Annotated in this window: 14 protein-coding genes and 1 tRNA gene; 9 read left to right on the top strand and 6 right to left on the bottom strand. The window is 43.9% G+C overall.

Annotation, left to right across the window (positions count from 1 at the left end; translation table 11 throughout):
- Positions 1 to 36 precede the first annotated feature (36 nt).
- The 5 genes from aspS to E2R65_RS18700 all read left to right on the top strand — a co-directional run bounded on the left by aspS (position 37) and on the right by E2R65_RS18700 (position 4,642).
- On the top strand, positions 37 to 1,791 hold the full coding sequence (gene aspS, locus E2R65_RS18720; RefSeq protein WP_134338025.1) for an aspartate--tRNA ligase: 1,755 nt from the start codon (positions 37 to 39) through the stop codon (positions 1,789 to 1,791).
- Positions 1,792 to 1,811: 20 nt separating this feature from the next.
- Entirely contained in the window at positions 1,812 to 2,294 is a 483-nt protein-coding gene (locus E2R65_RS18715; RefSeq protein ID WP_134338024.1) for an FKBP-type peptidyl-prolyl cis-trans isomerase, read from the top strand.
- A gap of 63 nt (positions 2,295 to 2,357) precedes the next feature.
- Positions 2,358 to 3,665, top strand: coding sequence for an amidohydrolase (locus E2R65_RS18710; RefSeq protein ID WP_134338023.1), 1,308 nt, complete (start codon positions 2,358 to 2,360; stop codon positions 3,663 to 3,665).
- An 8-nt stretch (positions 3,666 to 3,673) separates the two neighbouring features.
- On the top strand, positions 3,674 to 4,324 hold the full coding sequence (locus E2R65_RS18705) for a hypothetical protein (RefSeq protein WP_134338022.1): 651 nt from the start codon (positions 3,674 to 3,676) through the stop codon (positions 4,322 to 4,324).
- Between the two features lie 3 nt (positions 4,325 to 4,327).
- Positions 4,328 to 4,642 (top strand): low molecular weight protein tyrosine phosphatase family protein, encoded by a 315-nt coding sequence (locus E2R65_RS18700; protein ID WP_134338021.1) that lies wholly within the window; start codon positions 4,328 to 4,330, stop codon positions 4,640 to 4,642.
- A gap of 58 nt (positions 4,643 to 4,700) precedes the next feature.
- On the opposite strand, the gene der is transcribed toward E2R65_RS18700, so the two are convergent.
- Entirely contained in the window at positions 4,701 to 6,002 is a 1,302-nt protein-coding gene (gene der, locus E2R65_RS18695; protein ID WP_134338020.1) for a ribosome biogenesis GTPase Der, read from the bottom strand.
- A gap of 142 nt (positions 6,003 to 6,144) precedes the next feature.
- Positions 6,145 to 7,020, bottom strand: a complete 876-nt coding sequence (era, locus tag E2R65_RS18690; RefSeq protein WP_134338019.1) for a GTPase Era — start codon at positions 7,018 to 7,020, stop codon at positions 6,145 to 6,147.
- Between the two features lie 147 nt (positions 7,021 to 7,167).
- Between era and E2R65_RS18685 the strand changes: the two genes are divergently transcribed.
- A tRNA-Met gene (locus E2R65_RS18685) sits at positions 7,168 to 7,240 on the top strand.
- A gap of 180 nt (positions 7,241 to 7,420) precedes the next feature.
- On the opposite strand, the gene E2R65_RS18680 is transcribed toward E2R65_RS18685, so the two are convergent.
- On the bottom strand, positions 7,421 to 7,855 hold the full coding sequence (locus E2R65_RS18680) for a hypothetical protein (protein ID WP_134338018.1): 435 nt from the start codon (positions 7,853 to 7,855) through the stop codon (positions 7,421 to 7,423).
- 52 nt (positions 7,856 to 7,907) lie between these two features.
- Between E2R65_RS18680 and E2R65_RS19870 the strand changes: the two genes are divergently transcribed.
- The 3 genes from E2R65_RS19870 (at position 7,908) to istB (ending at position 10,210) form a co-directional block, all read left to right on the top strand.
- Positions 7,908 to 8,048, top strand: coding sequence for a helix-turn-helix domain-containing protein (locus tag E2R65_RS19870; protein ID WP_229704700.1), 141 nt, complete (start codon positions 7,908 to 7,910; stop codon positions 8,046 to 8,048).
- Between the two features lie 81 nt (positions 8,049 to 8,129).
- On the top strand, positions 8,130 to 9,437 hold the full coding sequence (gene istA, locus E2R65_RS18675; protein WP_229704699.1) for an IS21 family transposase: 1,308 nt from the start codon (positions 8,130 to 8,132) through the stop codon (positions 9,435 to 9,437).
- 20 nt (positions 9,438 to 9,457) lie between these two features.
- The gene (gene istB / locus E2R65_RS18670; protein WP_134338017.1) at positions 9,458 to 10,210 is read left to right on the top strand and encodes an IS21-like element helper ATPase IstB; all 753 of its coding nucleotides are present in this window, start codon (positions 9,458 to 9,460) and stop codon (positions 10,208 to 10,210) included.
- Positions 10,211 to 10,420: 210 nt separating this feature from the next.
- Here the strand turns inward: istB and E2R65_RS18665 are convergent, their stop codons facing one another.
- The 3 genes from E2R65_RS18665 to E2R65_RS18655 are packed head-to-tail and all read right to left on the bottom strand — an operon-like array spanning position 10,421 to position 21,160.
- Positions 10,421 to 11,119: a HEAT repeat domain-containing protein gene (locus E2R65_RS18665; protein WP_158285298.1), complete on the bottom strand. Its 699-nt coding sequence runs from the start codon at positions 11,117 to 11,119 to the stop codon at positions 10,421 to 10,423.
- Between the two features lie 10 nt (positions 11,120 to 11,129).
- The gene (locus E2R65_RS18660) at positions 11,130 to 15,419 is read right to left on the bottom strand and encodes a putative toxin (protein WP_134338015.1); all 4,290 of its coding nucleotides are present in this window, start codon (positions 15,417 to 15,419) and stop codon (positions 11,130 to 11,132) included.
- A gap of 17 nt (positions 15,420 to 15,436) precedes the next feature.
- On the bottom strand, positions 15,437 to 21,160 hold the full coding sequence (locus E2R65_RS18655) for a LamG domain-containing protein (RefSeq protein WP_134338014.1): 5,724 nt from the start codon (positions 21,158 to 21,160) through the stop codon (positions 15,437 to 15,439).
- Positions 21,161 to 21,166 lie beyond the last annotated feature (6 nt).

The raw sequence follows: 21,166 nt of genomic DNA, 5'->3' as shown, positions 1-21,166 counted from the left end.
AAACCATACTTTTGCAGACTTTTAAAAAAAGGAATTATGCTTAGAACACATACCTGCGGACAATTAAATATCAGCAATTTAGGTGAAACGATAACCCTTTGCGGATGGGTTCAAAAATCGAGAGATTTGGGTGGTACCACATTTATTGATGTGCGCGACCGCTATGGTTTAACCCAACTGGTTTTAAATACCGATACTGATGCTAACTTGCGTGAAACCGGCAAGCAACTGGGCCGGGAGTTTGTAATTAAGGTTACAGGCAACGTGGTAGAACGTTCTAACAAAAACACTAAAATACCAACCGGCGAAATTGAAATTGCCGTTACCGAACTGGAAATTTTAAATGTTGCCAAGATCCCGCCGTTTTTAATAGAGGATGAAACCGACGGTGGCGAAGAGCTGCGTGCTAAATACCGCTATCTGGACCTGCGCCGCAACCCGATACGCAACAACCTGGTTTTGCGCCATAAAATGGCACAGGAAATTCGCAAGTATCTGTCTGACATAGATTTTATTGAGGTAGAAACACCGGTGCTGATCAAATCTACGCCGGAAGGTGCACGGGATTTTGTGGTGCCAAGCCGCATGAACCCGGGCGAGTTTTACGCCCTGCCGCAATCGCCGCAAACTTTTAAACAATTGCTGATGGTGAGCGGGTTTGACCGTTATTTCCAGATCGTGAAATGCTTTAGGGATGAGGACCTGCGTGCCGACCGCCAGCCGGAGTTTACACAGATAGACTGCGAAATGTCGTTCATCACCCAGGAAGATATCCTGAATATATTTGAGGGGCTTACCCGCCACTTGTTCCGCACGGTTAAAGATTTAGAGCTGGGCGATTTCCCGCGGATGCAATATGCCGATGCCATGCGCTTATATGGCTCTGACAAGCCCGACACCCGTTTTGGGATGCAGTTTGTAGAACTGAACGATGTAGTAAAAGGCAAGGGCTTTAGTATTTTTGATAATGCCGAACTGGTGGTGGGGATCAACGCCAAAGGCTGCGCAGGCTACACCCGCAAGCAAATTGATGAACTTACCGAGTGGATGAAACGCCCGCAAATTGGTGCTACAGGTTTGATATATGCCCGCCATAATGAGGATGGTACGCTAAAATCATCGGTTGATAAATTTTATAACGAAGAAGAACTGGCTAAATGGAGTGCTGCCTTTGAAACCGAAAAAGGCGACTTAATTTTAATTTTAGCCGGCGAGACCGATAAGGTACGTAAACAGCTTAACGAATTACGCCTGGAAATTGGCGGCCGTTTAGGCCTGCGCGATAAAAATAAATTCGCCCCGCTGTGGGTGCTTGATTTCCCGCTGCTGGAGTGGGATGAAGAAACCGGGCGTTACCATGCGATGCACCACCCGTTCACCTCGCCTAAACCAGAGGACATTGCTTTGTTAGATACCGACCCTAAAAACGTACGTGCTAACGCTTATGACCTGGTTATCAACGGTACCGAAATTGGCGGCGGCTCCATCCGGATCCATGACCGCGCCCTGCAATCGCTGATGTTTAAACATTTAGGGTTTTCTGCAGACGAAGCTCAAAAACAATTTGGCTTTTTGATGGATGCCTTTGAATATGGCGCCCCACCGCATGGCGGCATTGCCTTCGGGTTCGACAGGCTGGCTTCTATCTTCGCCGGGTTAGATTCTATCCGTGATGTGATCGCCTTCCCTAAAAACAATTCCGGCCGCGATGTGATGATAGATTCGCCATCAACTATCGCTGATGCGCAATTAAATGAACTGAAAATTAAAACTACTGTATCACTCTCTTAACTTTATACGTTATTGTTATTATGAAAAAATATTTATTGATCCTGAGCGTATTGGCACTTGGATTTGCATCATGCTCAAAAGATAATACCACACCCGCCGCGGTTGACCCTGCAGTACAGGCAAAAATTGATGATGATGCGATACAGGCCTACCTGGTAGCACATCCGGAAATTACTGCAACCAAAGATGCTTCTGGCTTATATTATCAAATACAAACAGAAGGCACCGGCAACCTGATCACCAGTGACAATATGGTAACTGTTGATTATGTTGGCACAACCCTTAAAGGCACTCAATTTGATGCATCTACCAGTTATACTACCGGTCTTTCAGATCGATATAATATTATTACCGGTTGGAAAGTTGGCTTGCTGAAGGCAAAAAAAGGGAGTAAAATATTATTGATCCTTCCCTCTGCTTTAGCTTATGGGCAATTTGGTAACGGGCCTATTGCACCAAACACCGTTATTATGTTCACGATAACCGTTAAAGACGTTAAATAATATAAAAAGCATACTTTTATTTTTCGGGGTTAAAAGTTTATCTTACTGCACTAAACTGCGGTTATGAAAAAACTTTTAACCCCTCTTTTTTGCTTTGTTGTTTTAGCAACATCAGCACAAACCACTTCTTTAAAAAAAACAGTAAACACCAAGGCTGATGCTTTAAAAGATAAGGTGATTGCCTGGCGGCGCGACTTTCATGAACATCCCGAATTGGGCAATCATGAGGTGCGCACAGCCGATATTATCGCTAAACACCTGCAATCTTTAGGCATAGAAGCAAAAACGGGTGTAGCCACTACAGGGGTGGTTGGGGTGCTAAAGGGTGGCTTGCCCGGCCCTGTGGTTGCTTTACGTGCCGATATGGATGGCCTGCCGGTTACCGAGCGGGTAAACCTGCCCTTTGCATCAAAAGTTAAAACCCAGTATAACGGGCAGGAAGTTGGCGTAATGCATGCCTGCGGGCACGATTCGCACATGGCGATACTGATGGGCGTGGCAGAGGTGCTGTCATCTATGAAAAAGGACCTGCACGGCACGGTAAAATTCATTTTTCAGCCTGCCGAAGAGGGTGCACCTGTGGGCGAAAAGGGCGGCGCGGAAGAAATGGTGAAACAAGGTGTGATGGAAAACCCCAAAGTAGATGTGATATTTGGCCTGCACATCAACTCGCAAACCGAAGTTGGGAAAATAACTTACAAACCAGGCGGCACCATGGCCGGTGTAAGCGATCTGCAGATCATCGTAAAGGGCCGCTCGGCACACGGCGCTTACCCATGGAGCAGTGTAGACCCCGTGGTAGTTTCGGCACAGATCATCAGCAGCCTGCAAAGCATTGTTAGCCGCAATATAAACGTAACCGAAAACCCTGCTGTGGTAACCATAGGGGTGATCAACGGCGGATCGAGGTTTAACATCATCCCCGAAAGTGTAAAAATGCAGGGCACGTTAAGATACTTTACCGATGCCGATGAAAAGCTGATAACTGCCAATGTAAAACGTATTGCCATTAAAACAGCCGAAGCATACGGCGCCCAGGCCGAGGTTTTGATCCCTTACAGCAACAAGTACCCGGTAACCTTTAATGATGAAGCGTTAACGGCTAAAATGCTGCCTACATTGGCAGCTACCGCCGGCAAGGAGAACGTAATATTGCGCCCGCCTGTTACCGGTGCCGAAGATTTTAGCTTTTACCAGCAAAAGGTACCCGGTATATTCTTCTTTTTAGGAGGAATGCCTAAAGGCGGCAACGCACTCACGGCACCATCTCATCACACACCAGATTTTTATCTGGACGAAAGCGGTTTTACACTTGGGGTGAAAGCGCTGTGTAATTTAACGCTGGATTATATGGCGGGTAAAGGGAAATAAAAACAAATATGGAATTGATTACATATAAAAAATTCAATGATGCGGCACTGGCAAACCAGCTTGCCGAAGTTTTACAACGTCACCAAATTAATTACAACATAGTTGAAGAAGCTACTTTATTTAACCCAACCTTTTATACCGATGAAACAGCTAAAGATTACGCAGTAAAAATTAGTGCGGATGAATTTTTAAAAGTTGATGAATTACTTAAAGCAGAGGAAAGCAAAAGCGTTGACGCAACAGATAACGACCACTATCTTTACAGCTTTACAAATGATGAACTTACTGACCTGATAGCCAAGCCGGATGAATGGAGCCAGTTTGACAACCTGCTTGCTGTAAAGATACTGAAAGAGCGAGGCATTTATATTACCGACCAAGCAATTGCCCAATTAACTTTAAAGCGATTGAATGAACTTAAACAGCCGGAAAAACCACAGAATACCTGGATAGTATTGGGCTATTTATTTGCGATATCAGGCGGGATTTTGGGGGCATTTATAGGTTGGCATTTGTACATCCATAAAAAGACTTTGCCAAACGGGGAACAGGTTTATGGCTATAATGAATCCGACAGAGCACATGGAAGAATTATCTTTTATTTTTCTATCATGATACTAATCCTTCTAATAATTGTAAAAATACTACTAATCAACTAACAATTGCCCAACCTCCTTTTCATCTGCAGCAAAAACCAGTGGCGCAGCCCCACTGCCGAACTTTTGTTTAAAGGGCACCAGTTACATCATGCCCGTTCGGCAGGTACCAGCGATAAGGCGCGTGTTAAGCTCAATCAGAAACTCATCGACTGGGCCGATGTGCTTTTTGTGATGGAGTATAAACACCGCGAGATCATTAAACAAAAGTTTGATGCCCGGCACAAGCAACTTGTAGTTTTAAATATTGCTGATGACTACCAATTTAACGACCCGGAGCTGATCGCCTTTTTGCAAACTGCATTAACAGATTACCTGTAAACAAAAATGGCAGAGAGCCGAAGCCATCTGCCATTCATCATAATATCTTCAACTTTTCTTACTTCTGCCTGAACCAAACCTGTACCGGTGCTCCCGAAAAATCAAAGTTAGCGCGTAACTGGTTTTCAATAAAACGGTAATAGGGTTCTTTTACATACTGTGGCAGGTTACAAAAGAATGCGAACATGGGCGATGTGCCAGCTATCTGCGTAATGTATTTAATTTTTACGTATTTACCTTTTAATGATGGCGGCGGATACTTTTCGATGATCGGCAGCATCACTTCATTCAGTTTGCTGGTAGGGATCTTGCGGGCACGGTTCTCGTAAACCTGGTTGGCTGTTTCAATTACCTTTAATACACGCTGTTTTTCCAATACGGAAGTAAACACAATAGGCACATCGGTAAACGGCGCTATCTTCTGGCGTATCTGCTCTTCAAATACCTTAATGGTTTTATTATTTTTTTCGATCAGGTCCCATTTATTTACCACTACCACAACGCCTTTTTTGTTTTTTTCGGCCAGGTGAAACAGGTTTACATCCTGCGCTTCTAAACCTTCTACGGCATCTATCATAATGATCACCACATCGGCTTCTTCCAAAGCCTTAATAGTGCGCATTACCGAGTAAAACTCAATGTTCTCTTTCACCTTGGTTTTTTTACGCATCCCGGCAGTATCAATCAGCATAAAATCGTGCCCGTACTGGTTGTAGTGGATGTGGATAGAATCGCGCGTGGTGCCGGCAATAGGGGTAACAATGTTACGGTCCTGCCCAATCAAAGCATTGATAATAGAAGATTTACCCACGTTAGGGCGGCCTATGATGGCATATTTAGGGCGTTCGTTCTCTTCAAATGGCACGTCTTCAAAATGCTTAACCACTTCGTCCAGCAATTCACCGGTACCAGAACCCGTCATGGATGATATGGTGTAGATCTCACCCAGGCCAAGGCTGTAAAACTCGGTGGCATCGGCCAGTTGGGCGTTGTTATCCAGCTTGTTTACCACTACGCATACCGGCTTTTTACCTTTGCGCAGCAGGCTGGCAATCTCGTCGTCCAGATCAGTAATGCCGGTGGTAACATCCACCATAAATAAAATAACGGTGGCCTCTTCAATCGCAATCAATACCTGTTCGCGGATGGCTACTTCAAATATCTCGTCGCTGTTGGCTACATAACCGCCGGTGTCAATAACCGTAAATTTTTTATCTATCCACTCGGATGTACCGTAGTGCCTGTCGCGGGTTACACCGCTAAAATCGTCAACAATAGCTTTACGGCTTTCGGTTAAACGGTTGTATAAAGTGGATTTGCCAACGTTTGGCCTGCCTACTATAGCTACTATATTACTCATTTTTTTAGATATGAGATGTGAGATATGAGATATGCGACAGGGCTATTCCCCGGCTTATCTAAACTTACATCTAAATTAATTTTTTTGAGCATCAAACATGAATTTATCTAAAATCTCACATCTGATATCTCAGATCTATTTACTATTCGTACCCGAATTTTTTAAGGTAATTTTTTTTGCTGCGCCAGTCGGGGATAACTTTCACAAACATTTCCAGGAAGATCTTCTTCTGAAAAAAATCCTCCATATCCCTGCGGGCATAAGTGCCAACTATTTTCAGCATCTCCCCTTTGGTGCCGATAATGATATTCTTCTGCGAATCGCGTTCAACAATGATCTCGGCACTGATGCGGTGCAGCTTTTCGCCTTCTACAAAAGCGGTAACAATAACCTCGGTACTGTAGGGTATCTCCTTTTTATACTGCTTAAAGATCTGCGCACGGATCATTTCTGAAGCAAAAAAGCGGTCGTTCCTATCTGTAAGTGCATCCTTCTCATAATAGGCAGGGTGTTCAGGCAGGCCATCCAATACAAAATCCATTACGGCTTTTATATTATGATCTAACAGGGCAGATATGGCATAAATGGCTTTTGGGTTTAATTTTTCCTGCCAGTATTCCACTTTTTCCTTTACCTCGTCTTCAGTAGAAAGATCTATCTTATTGATCAGTACAACCAACGGGGCGGTAGAGCCTTCCAGTTTTTTGATCACATCCTGCTCGTTAAATTCTTCGTGAATATCGGTAACCAGCAAAATCAGGTCGGCATCTACAATAGAGCCATCCACCTGGTGCATCATACTTTCGTGCAATGCGTAATGCGGTTTAATGATACCGGGGGTATCCGAAAACACGATCTGATAATCGTCTGTATTAACAATCCCCAGGATACGGTGGCGGGTGGTTTGCGCCTTTGGGGTGATGATTGACATTTTTTCGCCCACCAATGCGTTCATAAGGGTTGACTTACCCGCGTTGGGCTTACCAATTATACTTACAAAACCTGCCTTATGCGCCATAAAAAAATAATTAAAATATTATTTGGACTGCAAAGAAACGAATTATATCTTTGCAGTCCAATTAAAAGGAAGAGCAAATTGCTTTTTTGACAATTAGGACAAACATTACGGAGTTATGCCCGTTATGTATAGTACCAACAAAGATAGTGCGGGATGGAGCAGTTGGTAGCTCGTCGGGCTCATAACCCGAAGGTCGTAGGTTCGAGTCCTGCTCCCGCTACCTCAGAATTAGGCAGTTACGTTAAATCGTGACTGCTTTTCTTTTTTCTGTTAACGTATTGTTAACGGTTTTTATCTTTGCCTTTGGCTTACCTAAATATACAACTATTCAGTTGGATTTAAATGTCTTTTTTCTGGCCATCAAATCATTTGACAAGGGCGCTTTCTTTCTTTCTTCTTTTTAATCGATCATGCCGCCCCAGGTGCGAATAGTTTTGTAAGAAAGGAAACCGTGATCAGTAATTAGTTTGAAAATAGCATGTTTAGCTAGCCAAGAATGTGTAGAATCCGGAATATACAATTCTGAAAGACGGTAGAAGGTGGAATACAGAGGAAAAACCGTTCGCCCGCTAATAAATCGCATTAATAAGTAATAGCAAAGCCGCTCAAATATTTTAGGAGTCAATTGGCGATTTGCAAGTTCAGCAATTATAGCAAATACGATCTGAATGGAAGTCTCATTGGATATACCGCTGATATTGACCACCTGATTCCGGCGGAATGTGACCAGTGATTCCGCGTCAAATTGACCACCCCTTTCCGGGGCAAACTGACCAGGCATTCCGGGGCAAATTGACCACCCCGAACGAGCAGCTAATGCTGTAGAAGCAACCATCTTTACGAGGTTTAACATAACCTCCAAAAGCATGGCCAACACTACGATTAGCATGAGTAAGATCAGAAAGATAATAAGGATGTACACTAGTGGGCGCAGTATCATGTCGATAGCTGCCCAGGCTGATACGTCCCGGAATACCGTTAAGAAGTACCTGGCCTCGTTTAAGGATAGTGGCTTTACGTTTGAGTAGGTTGACGCGCTGAACGATAAGGAACTGGAGGACTTCTTTGGAAAAAGCAGGGAGATGCCTCCTACAGGCCGTATGCAATCTATGCTGCGGTGCTTTCCACACGTAGATAAAGAACTTAAGCGTACCGGTGTAAACCGCCATATATTATGGGGAGAGTATTATAAAGAGTTCCCTGATGGCTATCAGTACAGCCAGTTCTGCTTCTATTACACCCAATGGAAGGCTCGGGTCAACCCGACCATGCATATGGATCACAAAGCAGGTGATAAGCTGTATGTGGACTTTGCAGGGCAAAAGCTTAGCATTACCGATAAAGACACCGGCGAGATCATTACCGTTGAGGTATTTGTAGCTATACTCGGAGCCAGCCGGCTCACTTATGTAGAAGCTGTGAGTAGTCAGCAAAAGGAGGACTTTATTACGGCCTGTGAGAATACCCTGCACTATATCGGTGGCGTTCCTGATGCCATTGTACCGGATAACCTTAAAGCTGCCGTGACCAAAAGCAGCCGTTTTGAGCCCACGTTAAACGAAACGTTCTCTGACTTTGCAGACCATTACGGTACCACCATACTACCTGCCCGGGCGTTCCGCCCTCGTGATAAAGCATTGGTAGAAGGTGCGGTTAAGATCATGTATACCCGGATCTATGCCCCCTTAAGAAAAGTAGTTTACCATTCGTTAAAGGATCTGAATGAAGCCATAAGGGTTGTGCTCGAAGAGCACAACAACCGGTTCCTGCAAGGCAGGAACTATAGCCGAAGGCAGCAGTTCGATGAGATAGAGCGGGAGGTGCTCAACCCTTTACCTGTTCTGCGTTACGAGCTTAAAAAGCAGTTCCATGCTACCGTGATGAAGAACGGCTATGTATGCCTTGGACCGGATAAACATTATTACAGCGTCCCTTATCGGTTTATCGGCAGAAAGATCAAGCTGCTATATTCCAGTTCTTCGGTAGAAGCCTTTTACCATTATGAGCGTATTGCTATGCATAAACGCACAAGGGGGCTATATCTTTATACAACCGAGAAAGATCATCTGGCTTCCACTCATCAGTTCGTAGCCGACTGGTCAAAGGATAAGTTCCTGGGCTGGGCCTCATCCATACACGAGGATGTCAGGCTTTATATCCATAATATATTCGACCGTAAACAACACCCCGAGCAGGCTTATAAGTCCTGCCTGGGTATCCTTGGCTTCTCCCGTAAGGTAGGTAATGAACGCCTGATCATGGCCTGCAGAAGAGGGCTTCACTATGGCGTTTATAACTATAAGACCATTCATATGATTCTGGAAAAGAAGATGGATCAATACGAGGAAAGCTTGTTCGCAGATGAACTGCCTATGCCCAGCCATGATAATATCAGAGGCGAAGACTATTACAAATAACCTTTTAAACAACCAATGGAATGAACACAAACACGTTAGACAAAATGCTGAAGCTCAAGTTCTTCGGCATGTACCATGCTTTTCAAAGCACCCTGGAAACAGGTAAAACAGAGGATTATACAGTAGATGAGCTACTGGCGCACCTGGTGGATGCAGAGTGGGATGACCGCCATAACAGGCGTATCGAGCGGCAGATCTATTACGCCAAGTTCCGCTACAAAGCCTCTGTAGAGGACGTTCACTATCATGCCGACCGAAGTATTGATCGCAACCAGATCATGCGCCTGGCGGACTGTACGTTTATTGAGCGTAATGAGAACCTGCTCATCACCGGAAGCACAGGTATTGGTAAAAGCTACATTGCTTCCGCTATCGGATATCAGGCCTGTACACTTGGCTACAGGGTCTTTTATGCAAGCACACCTAAGCTATTCTCCAAGCTTAAAATGGCTAAGGCTGATGGTTCATATCTCAAAGAAATTGCGAAGATAGAGCGGCAAGAATTACTGATATTAGATGACTTCGGTATCCAGCCTTTTGATGCGCAAAGCAGGGCTGCGCTAATGGAGATCATTGAAGACCGGCATGGAAAGACCTCGCTGATCATTACATCTCAGCTACCTGTAAGTAAATGGTATGATGTGATCGGTGAAAAGACAATTGCTGATGCTATACTGGACCGGATCGTACATAGTGCACACCGTATCGAACTGAAAGGAGAATCCATGAGAAAGAAGCGAAGAACTGATGATAAAGAGGTCAGTTACCAATAACCACTTTTAATAACTAACTTTGAAAACGCTTTTACAGCTCTCGCTGCTATCGTTCGCCAGCTAATCGCCTGGTCACTTTGCTACGGAATCAGGTAGTCAACATCCCCGGAATATCAAACTAACCATCGCACTCAAAGGAAAAGCCAAAGAGTTGGGAAACTTTGTTCTGCAAGTCGATAATCTGTGTAGACAAACCAGTAAATTATAATTTCACAAAAGATTATTACAAGAGTTATATTTTATTAATGCTTTTTGAGCGGCATTCCTTATTGACGATTTTGGATGATTGACTAATAAAATAATTTTATTTTTTGCCTTTTTTGATTTTAGTTTTACTAAAGCATTTAAAGCATCGAGAATTACCTCATCGTCATCAAGTAATTTAATAAGAGTAGATTCTGCTTGCTCTGATCCAATTTTACCTAAAGCTCTAATAAACATTTGTCTTGATACTCCATTTTCATTGTCTTGAATTATAGGCAAAATACTTTCTATGTCATTTTTCGTTATCGTTGCATATATGGCATTTCCTATTGCCCAACGCAATGCTAATTTATTTTTAGGCGTTTTATTATATTCAACAATTAAAAGAGGGCTTGCGATTCCAACTGCTTCTTTTACTGTTAATGCTCTAACTATTCCCTCTTTGTTTTTATCATGATAATCTTTAGGTAAATATTTTAATAATATTCTTATTGCCTTTGGATATGGTTTCTTTGTGTTTACCATTTGCCAAACATCATTGAAATCGTATCCCACTTCCTTTAATTCTGATATAAGGTCAGATGTTTCTTCTCTATATTGTAATTCTAATTTTCTTCCAATGACTTCTATCTCCTGCAGTTCAATACTTGTTTTTACAGGTTTTTTTAGCAATTCAATAAATTTTATTTCTAATGTCGACTTCATAGATATTGATTTATAAGCCTGGTATGATTTTATGAATAATAGAACCATTATCTATTAATCCTTGTAATGGCTTCGATAAAATAGTATTTGATCTTGTATGTAAGATCATTTGTAGGTTGTTTTGTTGAGAATAAATATTAAAATCTCTCAATTGACTAGTTAACGATTGATATTTTACATTTTTAACTTCTTCAAGGAAATTAGCTGTTAAACGGTCAGGGATTCTTGTTCTTCCTCCTACATTGATTGCTGTTTTTGAACCGGAAATCCCTACAGCATCTTCGCCTAAAATGCCTGCAGCCTTTGACGCTGCGATACCTTCCGTAGTGGCAAACCTGCCAATCAACCTCCCCCCCCAAGCATATATGGCTGGCCCCACAAGTTCACCAACACCATCCGTTAATACAAAAATTCCGATATTCAATGCCATCGCATTGTCCCGTTCTGCTACCCCTTTATGCTGCCGGGCATATCCTTCGTTATAATTAGCATACTGCCTTTGGATATAATCCGGTTGATTGGCCCAATTAATATTGGCCCCGCCATATAATTCCCGTGTATGTAATTCACCAAATGAAAGCCGTGAGCTTACTACGTTCGCCTGCGATAATTCGCCCCCATTAAGGTCTCCATTTGGTAGATTCTGCATTAAAACAGTATCCCCCCTCATATCAAACCTTATTACAGGATTGTTTCCCATTGCTTCATAGGGCGAAGCAAATTGCCCGGCAGGGTCAATGCTTAACCAGCGGCCAATGCGCCCGTCATACATCCGCAACTCAAAATTGTTATAACCAGTCACAGGGTCTTTCTCTGCAAAGGCACCCTGGTATTCATAACGGTAGCCTACACCACCGTTGCGGGCTATACTGCCGTAAGGGTAGTAATCGCTATACTGCAAAACATCAGCCTGTCCTGCCACCTTGGTACGGTTCACTACTACTTTAACGCTGCCTACATTATCCCTCAATTCGTAATAATAATTGTTACCGCTGGCAAAATAAGTACCCAGTCTGTTGGCCCCGTAAACAGGCAGTTCGGTTATGGTAGTACCGGTATAAATAGCCATTACGTTGCCCGTAGCATCATAAACATAATAAGTGGTACTGTTCGTGTTGACGGTTTTAATGCGGTTGCCGCTTTCATCATACGTATATGTAACTTTCGGTATGGTGAGGGCTGCATCGCTGTATATACCGGTTATTTTGCCGGTTACATCATATTTTAAATAGGTGCTTATATTACCGGCCACCAAATTCTGGCTTTTTAGCTGGCCCAGTTCATCATACGTGTAAGTGGCGTAATTATTTGTTCCGGCAGTATTACCAACAGTGGTAAGCTTATTGGTGTTTGCTTCATAGGTATATTTGCTAAAATCATCACTTAACGCCCCTGCATTATTGGTGCGCTGTAGTCCGTTTATATTACCATTGGCATCATAGGTAATGCCGTTTTCTTTAAACATGGCACCGGCAGTAAATGCGGGAGTGTTAAAGTTTGGCGTCCCCCAGATGGCTGCGTTAAGCTGGTATTTATTATCGTAGCCATAAGTATACATGGTAGGATTTTGTATGCCGCTATTGCCAGGCAACCCTAAAATTGAAGACGGCTTTTTGCTTTGCCAGCTTATCCCGTTTACGTTACCATTGTAATAATTGGGCTGACCAGTGGGAATGCTGCTAATATTACTTCCTGTCCGGCTGTAATCATTAGGAAAATACTCTATCTGCATGCCAAAGGCATCGGGGGAAAAATTGTTAGTACCATCCTTGCCTGGGTCTTTTACATTATCGCCCGACGGGTGGTTAATGCTTTTTAATAATCCTTGTGTTGTGTATACATAATCTATTCCCTGTAGTTTATCAGCCAGTTCAACGCGTTTTAGGGGTCCGTGCAGGTAATACTGATAAGCGGCCTGCTGTAATTTTGTTGTTCCTCCATCAGCGCTGGTTTTCACATTAACCAGCCGGCCGTCGGCATCGTAAGTATAATAATGTACAAAGTGTTCGGACGCGATTTCCTTCTGATAATCTACAATACTCGTATTTCCCTGTTCGTTATAGGTATAGTTAACGGTTTTATAGCCTGGTAACCCCAATATCTGTTTTACCGTCCATGTTATGCGGCCATAATCGTCGTAGTTGTACCAGGTGGTGCTGCTCGCATTGGTCGTATAGCTGACAGCGCCTTTTAAAAAGCCCGGATCCTGTGTATACCCCGAAGGTGCTAAATTTGCTGCAGGCAGATCATAATAGGTATTTACCCGGCTTTGTTTTGTGCCGCCCGTAAGGCCGTCATCTTCTCCGGTCTTCTCCTGCAATGTTGTATTGGTTTTGGTGCTTGCAAATGTTAACGCCGCACCCGTGGGCACCAGATATTCCCCCGACTCGATAGGGCGGCCAAAAGTGTCGTAATTGGTATAAGAGAATTTTTCAATATTGCCCGTACCGGCATTTGCCGCAACCTTCTGAACAGCATTTTGTGAAAACCGAATCTTGCCATCCCGCCGGTAAACATATTCCGACCGGCCGCCATCTGTGATAGTTGCCGCAGTTAAGCGACCCTGCAAATCATATTCATATAAACTCACAAAAGGCAATTCGGCCGCGGTGGTATAGCTGGTATAACCGCTTTGAATGAGTTTCTGTACCCCGTTGGGTGCAATACTACCTATCAGCTGGCCTAACTGGTTATAATAATTGTAAGTGATATCTGAATATTTGTTGGTATAGGTTACCGTAACATTATTGGTCGTGTTATCGGTTGGTGTCGTTGCCACTACTTTATAATAACCGGCTGGTAAAATGTTCCCGCTGGTAAAAGATGTGACCGGTCCCTCTTCTTTCATATCATAAACAACCGCATTACCTGTATATGTAACGGGAGATGAGGCGGTCTGTTGAAAATACGCGATCGATGTATGATCAGGCTCGCTAAATGTAGCCGGATACTGATCAAGCAGAACGCCGTAGGGACCCGACGCTGATATAGAAAAGGCATAGTCGGATGTAATAGTAAAGCTATAAGAACCGCCTGTCAGGGGGGGGCTTGGCGAACGATAATCATTCCCTGTACCCGTCCAGGTAGCAACACCACCTGATATGCAGGTAACCGTTATGGGATAAGCTGAATTTACGCTGAAACTTGTCTTCAGGGCATGCAGCATCGCGATAATTGCCGGATCGTGCGGATTTCCCTGGATGGATGAAGGGCCGGCAATTGTTATACTGTATGAATATTGTTGTCGTATATTACTTATAACAACAGTGTTCTGTACCAAAAGCCATGGATCAACTGCTGAATCCGTTCCCGTTTCTGCCCTTGCTGTCATTAAACTTTGATTGCCGGAAAGATCGGTTACCGACAGTGTACTTAAACCGTTTTCGTCTGTTGAAACCGATTGCAGCGCCTGCCCGGCCAAACTGGATGGAACCGCTCCTGAAACGGCAGCAGGAAAAAACTTATTGCGTATAGCCAGGTAATTGTTCAACTCATTCTGTACCGGGAAACTGTTGCTGCCCGTTTCGTGCCCGGCTCCCAGCTTCAGCTGCTCACTTACACCTGCCGACCGCTTAACAGACCCTGTTCCGTCATGGTAATACTCTGTTCGCGCATAAGGATATCCCGTAGCCGCCACGTACGGTTCAAGCGTGTTATTATTGCTGTAATACCAGCCTAGTGTGCCCTGCTGGCTGTTATCAACGGGGTCGGGACTGTTAACCCTTGCATAAGGATTCGTCGTACTGGCCGGATCACCATCAAAATTCAGATAGCTGTAGGCGACATTGTTTCTGCTGATAAACTGATCTTTATAAGCGAACGCCGAATTATTTGTAGGCGCCGCCAGCGTGTTTCCAACCGCCCTGCCCTGCAAATCATACAAAGGCTGACTGGCCAAAACGTGCCCGGTGCTTTCATTTTTTACCTGGGTCTGGATATTTTTACCGTTTTTATCAAAAAATGCTTTGGCAATAGTTATTTCCTTCCCGTTCTCATCATAAGTACGCGTCAGCACCCAGTTTTTATCATTATCATTCGCCGGGTTTGACGGCGGAGGAGGAATCAGGGACGGGTCAACTGTAATAATGACAGCAGAACCGCTGCTTAAGGTCGTGCCCGGCCCTAAAATCACAGACTGCCTGCTGGAGATATTTGTTACTGACCCCACTGCCGTCGTATACGTCGTTTGCGGGCTAACAGGCAATACTACCGGTACCGAACTATAAATATCCTGCCCGTAAACGTTCGTTACGAGTAATACAAGCAATGTTATCGAAACAGTTAATAATATCCTTCTCATTTTAATTTCTTTAAATATTACAGGGTCGATTTTCCATAATGATAGACGGTTGAACTAATTATCGGAATTTTAGTTTTGCCTAAAACCTCCTTGTATGTTCGTACCAATCGTCCGATTTCGTCATACTGGAAGCGGGTGAACAAGTTATTATTACCAATTATGTAAGTTAATTCCCCGGTTTTCTTATCATAAACATACGCGATCGCTGACGAGGCCATTGGCTGAAATTTAAAATCATCAAAGTAAAGGTCGGCAGATGATCCGTTCTTACAACCGACAACCAAATTACCGGTTCCCGTCAGGGCATTTGCGGGAATAGTCATTTCCAGCAGGTACCAACCCGCGGCTGACTTATTAAGGGTAGTGTTTCCCTGTACAGCTGTTCCTGCACCCACCTGATAGAAAAGCTGCGCCTGATCTGCATTGCCAGATGAGGGTTTTACCCATACCGCCACAGCGTAATCTTTTTTACCGATACTTGTAATCGGCACGGTGTACCTAAAACCGGAAGATGCAGCAGGAACCCGTAAGCTGTTCAGCCCCGTATGTGCCCTGGTAGAATCCGTCAGGATTATTCCGTTTCCTTTTTCAATGTAACCGTTATCATAGGTAACTAGACTATTATCTAATAATGCATCCTCGGCACCGGTGTATGCGATTTCGCTATATTTTGCAGGGCCTCCGCTTATCAGTACTTTACTGTTGTTATACCCCATTCGTGTTGCTGCATAAGACTCATTGATGTCGGATGCTTCTAAAGCGGCAGAGTAAACATTATACCGGGTTATCTGGCTTGTTTTTTTCCACGAAGAATTGCCGCTGCCACCGGCATAATAATCCCCAAAGGAGGAATATGGGGTAACATTATTTATGGAATTTCCTGCAGGCATCCAGGAAAGTGATTTCTCCAACCGCCAAATATTGGATTGACCGGTTGTGGTCAGGTTTCCTCCGGGATCCTGGACCGGTACGTTGTTCGACCAGGTTTGCGCAGTCGCCGTTACAACCCCAATGGGATTGTTATTTATGTCGACACTAAACGTATAATTAGAGGCTTGTTGTGTAAGCATTTGCTTATGTTCTACATGAGTGATCAAAAAGGGGTTATCATCATGTGTTTTCAAACCCATTGCAGAATACTGGCTTTGTAACGTATAAGCCGGTGTTGCCTGGCTGACAAACCGGTTTCCGTAAGAATCGATCGTTAAAGTTTTTGTTACCGCGCCGGTGTAAAAATCGTACGCCAAATTGGTTTGTTCTACTTTAGTACCGTTTTTATAATCAATCTGTGTCGTGCCCGTCTGGAAGGTGGGGAAAGTTTCCTTATTACTCATCATTACAAGACTTTTGTATTGATAATAGGGCCCCTGTATGCCGCTGTAATTTAAGCGCGCATTTCCATACCTTTCTTTAATGACCCCCATATTATTGTAGGCTATGCCGTTATAGGATGAAAGTCTGGGCTCGTAATTTGATACCTGTGTCTGAAATGATGTATTCTCAAGATCGTCATGTAAATAATGATTGATCTTCTCGGTTAACTTGTTGCCGGAATTATCATAAGTGACTACTCTTTTTAAGCAACCTATCCTGCTGGTATAATCCTTAATCGACCGGTCTCTCTTAGATTTTGTGATAATTTGAGAGTACGTGCGTTTAACGCCCTGCGCTGTATAGTTGATCGGCATGTTTGAATTGGGGTCCGGGCCGGAGTACGTGTATGCGGATGACACCGGTTGTTCGTCATTATAGTCATATATTCCGATCATTTCAGGCTTAAACACTTCGTATTGGTACATCGTTTTACCATTTATGGGCACTGCTGTACCATTGGCAATTATATTGCTTTCAGTTGTCGTTACGTACTCATACATTACCCCGGGGCCGGGAGCTTCACGTGCTATCGAAAGAATCTGGCTGTTTCCCGCGTATAGATCCCTTCGATATTGTTTTATCATTTCTGTAGGGTCATTCATTGTTCCTAAATGAGTCGTTTCGGCTTGGTAATTCGCGTATTCCCTAAACGTCGGGAATAGGTTTTCGATAGGGAAGATCAGCGGTTCGAAAGAGGTGACGCCCGAGGAATTAGCATCATTTTGAACCGGACCGGGCAGATTATAATTATAAGATGTTTTTTTAATGTTACCGCCCAGATCATCGACGCTTATGTCTTTGACGCGCACTCCTCCTCCGTAAAAAAAGTTGGCATTAACCGTTAAATTTGCGTCTATGGCATAACCTGCGATATCTGCGGCCATCTGAGGGTCAACCTGAATGGTTATTTCATTGATCTCTGCATAAACATTTGGCCTCACTTGCCCGAATTCAGAACGGACACTTTTGATGATCGTGGGCGTCGGATAGGCGTCAGAGTTTTTATAAATAAAAGTAACCGACGAGGGGCCTGGATTCGGACTGGATGGGCCTGTGATCTTATCAATTAAAAACCCCATATGCAAAACATCTCCGGTCTTATACGCCGTGTTCAGATCTATCCCCATAGGATTTACTGGAAACGTAAGCGTATTTTTGGGACCAGAAATCGCATTATCGTGGTCGATTAAAACAGACTTGTTTTTACTAAGCGCCGATCTGTTATACGTATTACTTTCATAATTGATCCTGATTTCAGAACCTATGCCTGAACTTACTTTGCGAAGCGACCAGACATCTGTTGAACTGTTTGAAACTGATGATGTGGGTCTTTGTTTGACAATAAAATCCGTATTAGGTGACGGAGGAGAGGCGGGAACCGGAGTTGAGCCGGGGGATCCGTTTCCGCGATCCGGACGCGCACCCAGCCCCGTTATCGGGTACGAAATTACAGTCTCGCCGAAATCAGATTTATAATACCCCCAATTGTCAAAAGCATCTTTATTATACGGCGGATTTTTCGTACGTGTTGCGGGTATGCCTGTGGCTAAAACATCAGGGGATTTGTCAAGGAAATAGGCCGTAAACGACTGATTCGTATTATCTGTCGGGTGTAATAACGTGCAATAGTATTTTATACCACCAATTGAAAATGATAGGATGTCTCCTTTTTTAAATTTACCCGGGGTCTGCGTTTGAATAATGGCAGGCGACAATCCGTGTATAGTTTGTTCATAGGTCTGCAGCTTTGTAAGCGAGATATTATCCGTGTTAGCCGGATCGCTGGCCTCAAGTTCGTACTGGAACGTCGTTAGAGGCGTCACCTGTGCCCCCCCTTTTCCCTGAAAATCCACAGCTAATAAAGTCAACTTTCCCAATAAGGATGAGGGGGCAGACGTACTGGGACTTTGCACATAGGTATTCAGACCACCGGGGTCATAACTATTCGGACAACCCATAGCCGATGAATAATCATAGGTTAAAGCTATTTTTCTCAGACAGCTGTTTTTCAAGGCAGCGTTAATGTCATTTTTATCAATCACATTTAATCCGTAATGCACTCTTTCGCTTCCGCTGCTGTAATTGAAAACATGGTCATATACTGTGCTGTTTTGCCGAATAGCATTTACTCCCATTGGTAACTGGTCATTTTGAAATAAGTAAACATTGTTTAAACGCAAAGTCGACTGAGGATGCACATAACCACCGGAATTACTCTGCGGATAATAAAAAGCCTGTGGTTGATACGGAATATTTTCGTTCGTCGCGGTGCAGCTTTTCCCGTCAGCCCTGATCTCTTTTTCAAAAATGGCGGTGTGCGTTCTTGTTTCAACCGCATCCAGATAATATAGCTCTTTTAAACCTGATGCATACCGGGTGGTGCCGGGTGATGCAGAATCGTCATTTGCCCCTTCAGACGGATTACGCCATCTGTATTTATCCGCCCATTTCCCGTAATCAAATTTAACCCAATACCCCCAGTCGGCGGCATCCAGCTTTCCGGGCGTTGATCCTCTTGAAACATAGTCCGGGCCGGTGATCGCCGTTAAATACCAAGTGTAAGCGTAAGCCTCGTTTTTGGTCAGATCAGTATATCTGAACATTTTATTTAAAGACCGGTTCGTCAGATTCGCATAGGGTTCATTTTCTGTTCGCTGAGTTTCGGCATAACTATATGCCGGCAACGCATAATGATATGTTACACCACTGGAATTGGTAATCATAAATCCTCCGATTTGCTTTCCTATCGTCGGATTTTGTGTCTGTCCAATAGTTCCGGTATTGGCGCTCGTTCCTCTTACAAAGCCCGCAGCGTCACAATCAATAAATCCCCTTGCGGCGGCCGTATTATCATTGATTTGATCATTAGTAAAATACTCGATATGATTAGTACCTTCCAGCCGGTTAATGGATTCGTCATAGCCGTATTGCCCGTCATTATTGCCATAGTTTATAGTATTGCTAAAATTATAGGTCGGCTCGCTGTTGTTAACGTCGGCTGACCATTCACTGGATTGCTGATATGAATTTGACAGATCATTAATAAATCTGAATTGATATTTTGACCGGATGATTCCGCTACCCTGATCATAGAAGTTGACTCCGTATGAATCTTTGGAATGATCTACATCAACACGGTTAACCCTGTCCTGATTATACAGAATGGAAGAAAATATATACGGTCGTATGTTACCGCCAAGTCCCTGAGCAGTAACACTGTAATTATCAAAATTTGGATAGTTGCCACCCAACTGATCAACCGGGTCGGGATTATCGACTATGTTATTATATACGGGGTCCAATAGTTGATAATTATCATCGTCACCGCTAACTGAAAAAGTGCCGGAAGTGTTTACAATGTTCCGGTTATAAAGAACGCCGCTTGAATTAACCGGTTGTGAATTATCAGACCAGTATCTTGTGTAATTGTATCCTATACTGAGGGTAACCGGTATATAATAAAGCGGAAGCCAGAACGAAAATCCTGATGAAGAAGTGCTTATTTTATTTTCGCTCGGATTATTGACTGATGTTATTGAACCACCGCCAACGGTAAACGACGGCCTCATGCTGGACGTCGAGATCGAGGCGCCCAACAAGGATACCCCCCGCTTGCTGTAACTAACACTTTCGCTTATATCTGCCTTTACCGAATTAAAATTGGTTTGCACGCCGATACTGGTTGTTGATTGTAAACCGTTTATTACGGACGAGCCTGCGGTGTAATTCACATTTGCACCAACATAAGCGCCTCCGTAAGCCGAAACGCCAACATTTCCCCCGATGCTGAACGGTGAGGAAATAAATCCGCCCCCCTGGCCATATGATCCCAGGTTCAGACTAACGCCGGCGTTCCACCCGATCCCATACCCCTGGTAAGTATCCTGCGAAAAACTCAAGTTTACATTCACTGAAGCAGGTCCGTATCCTATACCCAACCCACCCGTGTAAGTTTCGGTACTGCCCCCGGTCCAGACAGATCTGGTTAAACCACTTGATTCCTTCCAGTCGTCCGGATAACCGTTCACATTCCTTGCAATTGCACCCGGATTTAGTGACCAACCCAGACCTACCCATGACGCTTCCTCGTTCGGTTGTATCCCTGCATGGTAGGATAAAGCGAGCGGATACCCCCCTTCGGGACCCGGAACTTCCAACAACGGCACGCTATAGGTGAAGCTTCCTGTCAGAGGATTGACCACATCCGTCGTGTCAATGGGTTCAAAATTCGTTGCCTCGGGCGCAGTAGGGCCCGAAGTTAAAGCATAGGCTACAGTTGGCGTTAGTATCTGGTTAACAATAGTAAGCAACATAAAAACAGCTACTGCTTTTTTTAAGCGGCCTTGTTTTCTTTTTGTGATAAACATAGTTGG

Origin of the sequence: Mucilaginibacter phyllosphaerae (assembly GCF_004378255.1) — a bacterium.
GTDB lineage: Bacteria > Bacteroidota > Bacteroidia > Sphingobacteriales > Sphingobacteriaceae > Mucilaginibacter > Mucilaginibacter phyllosphaerae.
Note: the sequence above shows the minus strand (reverse complement) of the source record. Positions and strands in the feature narration are given on the sequence as shown.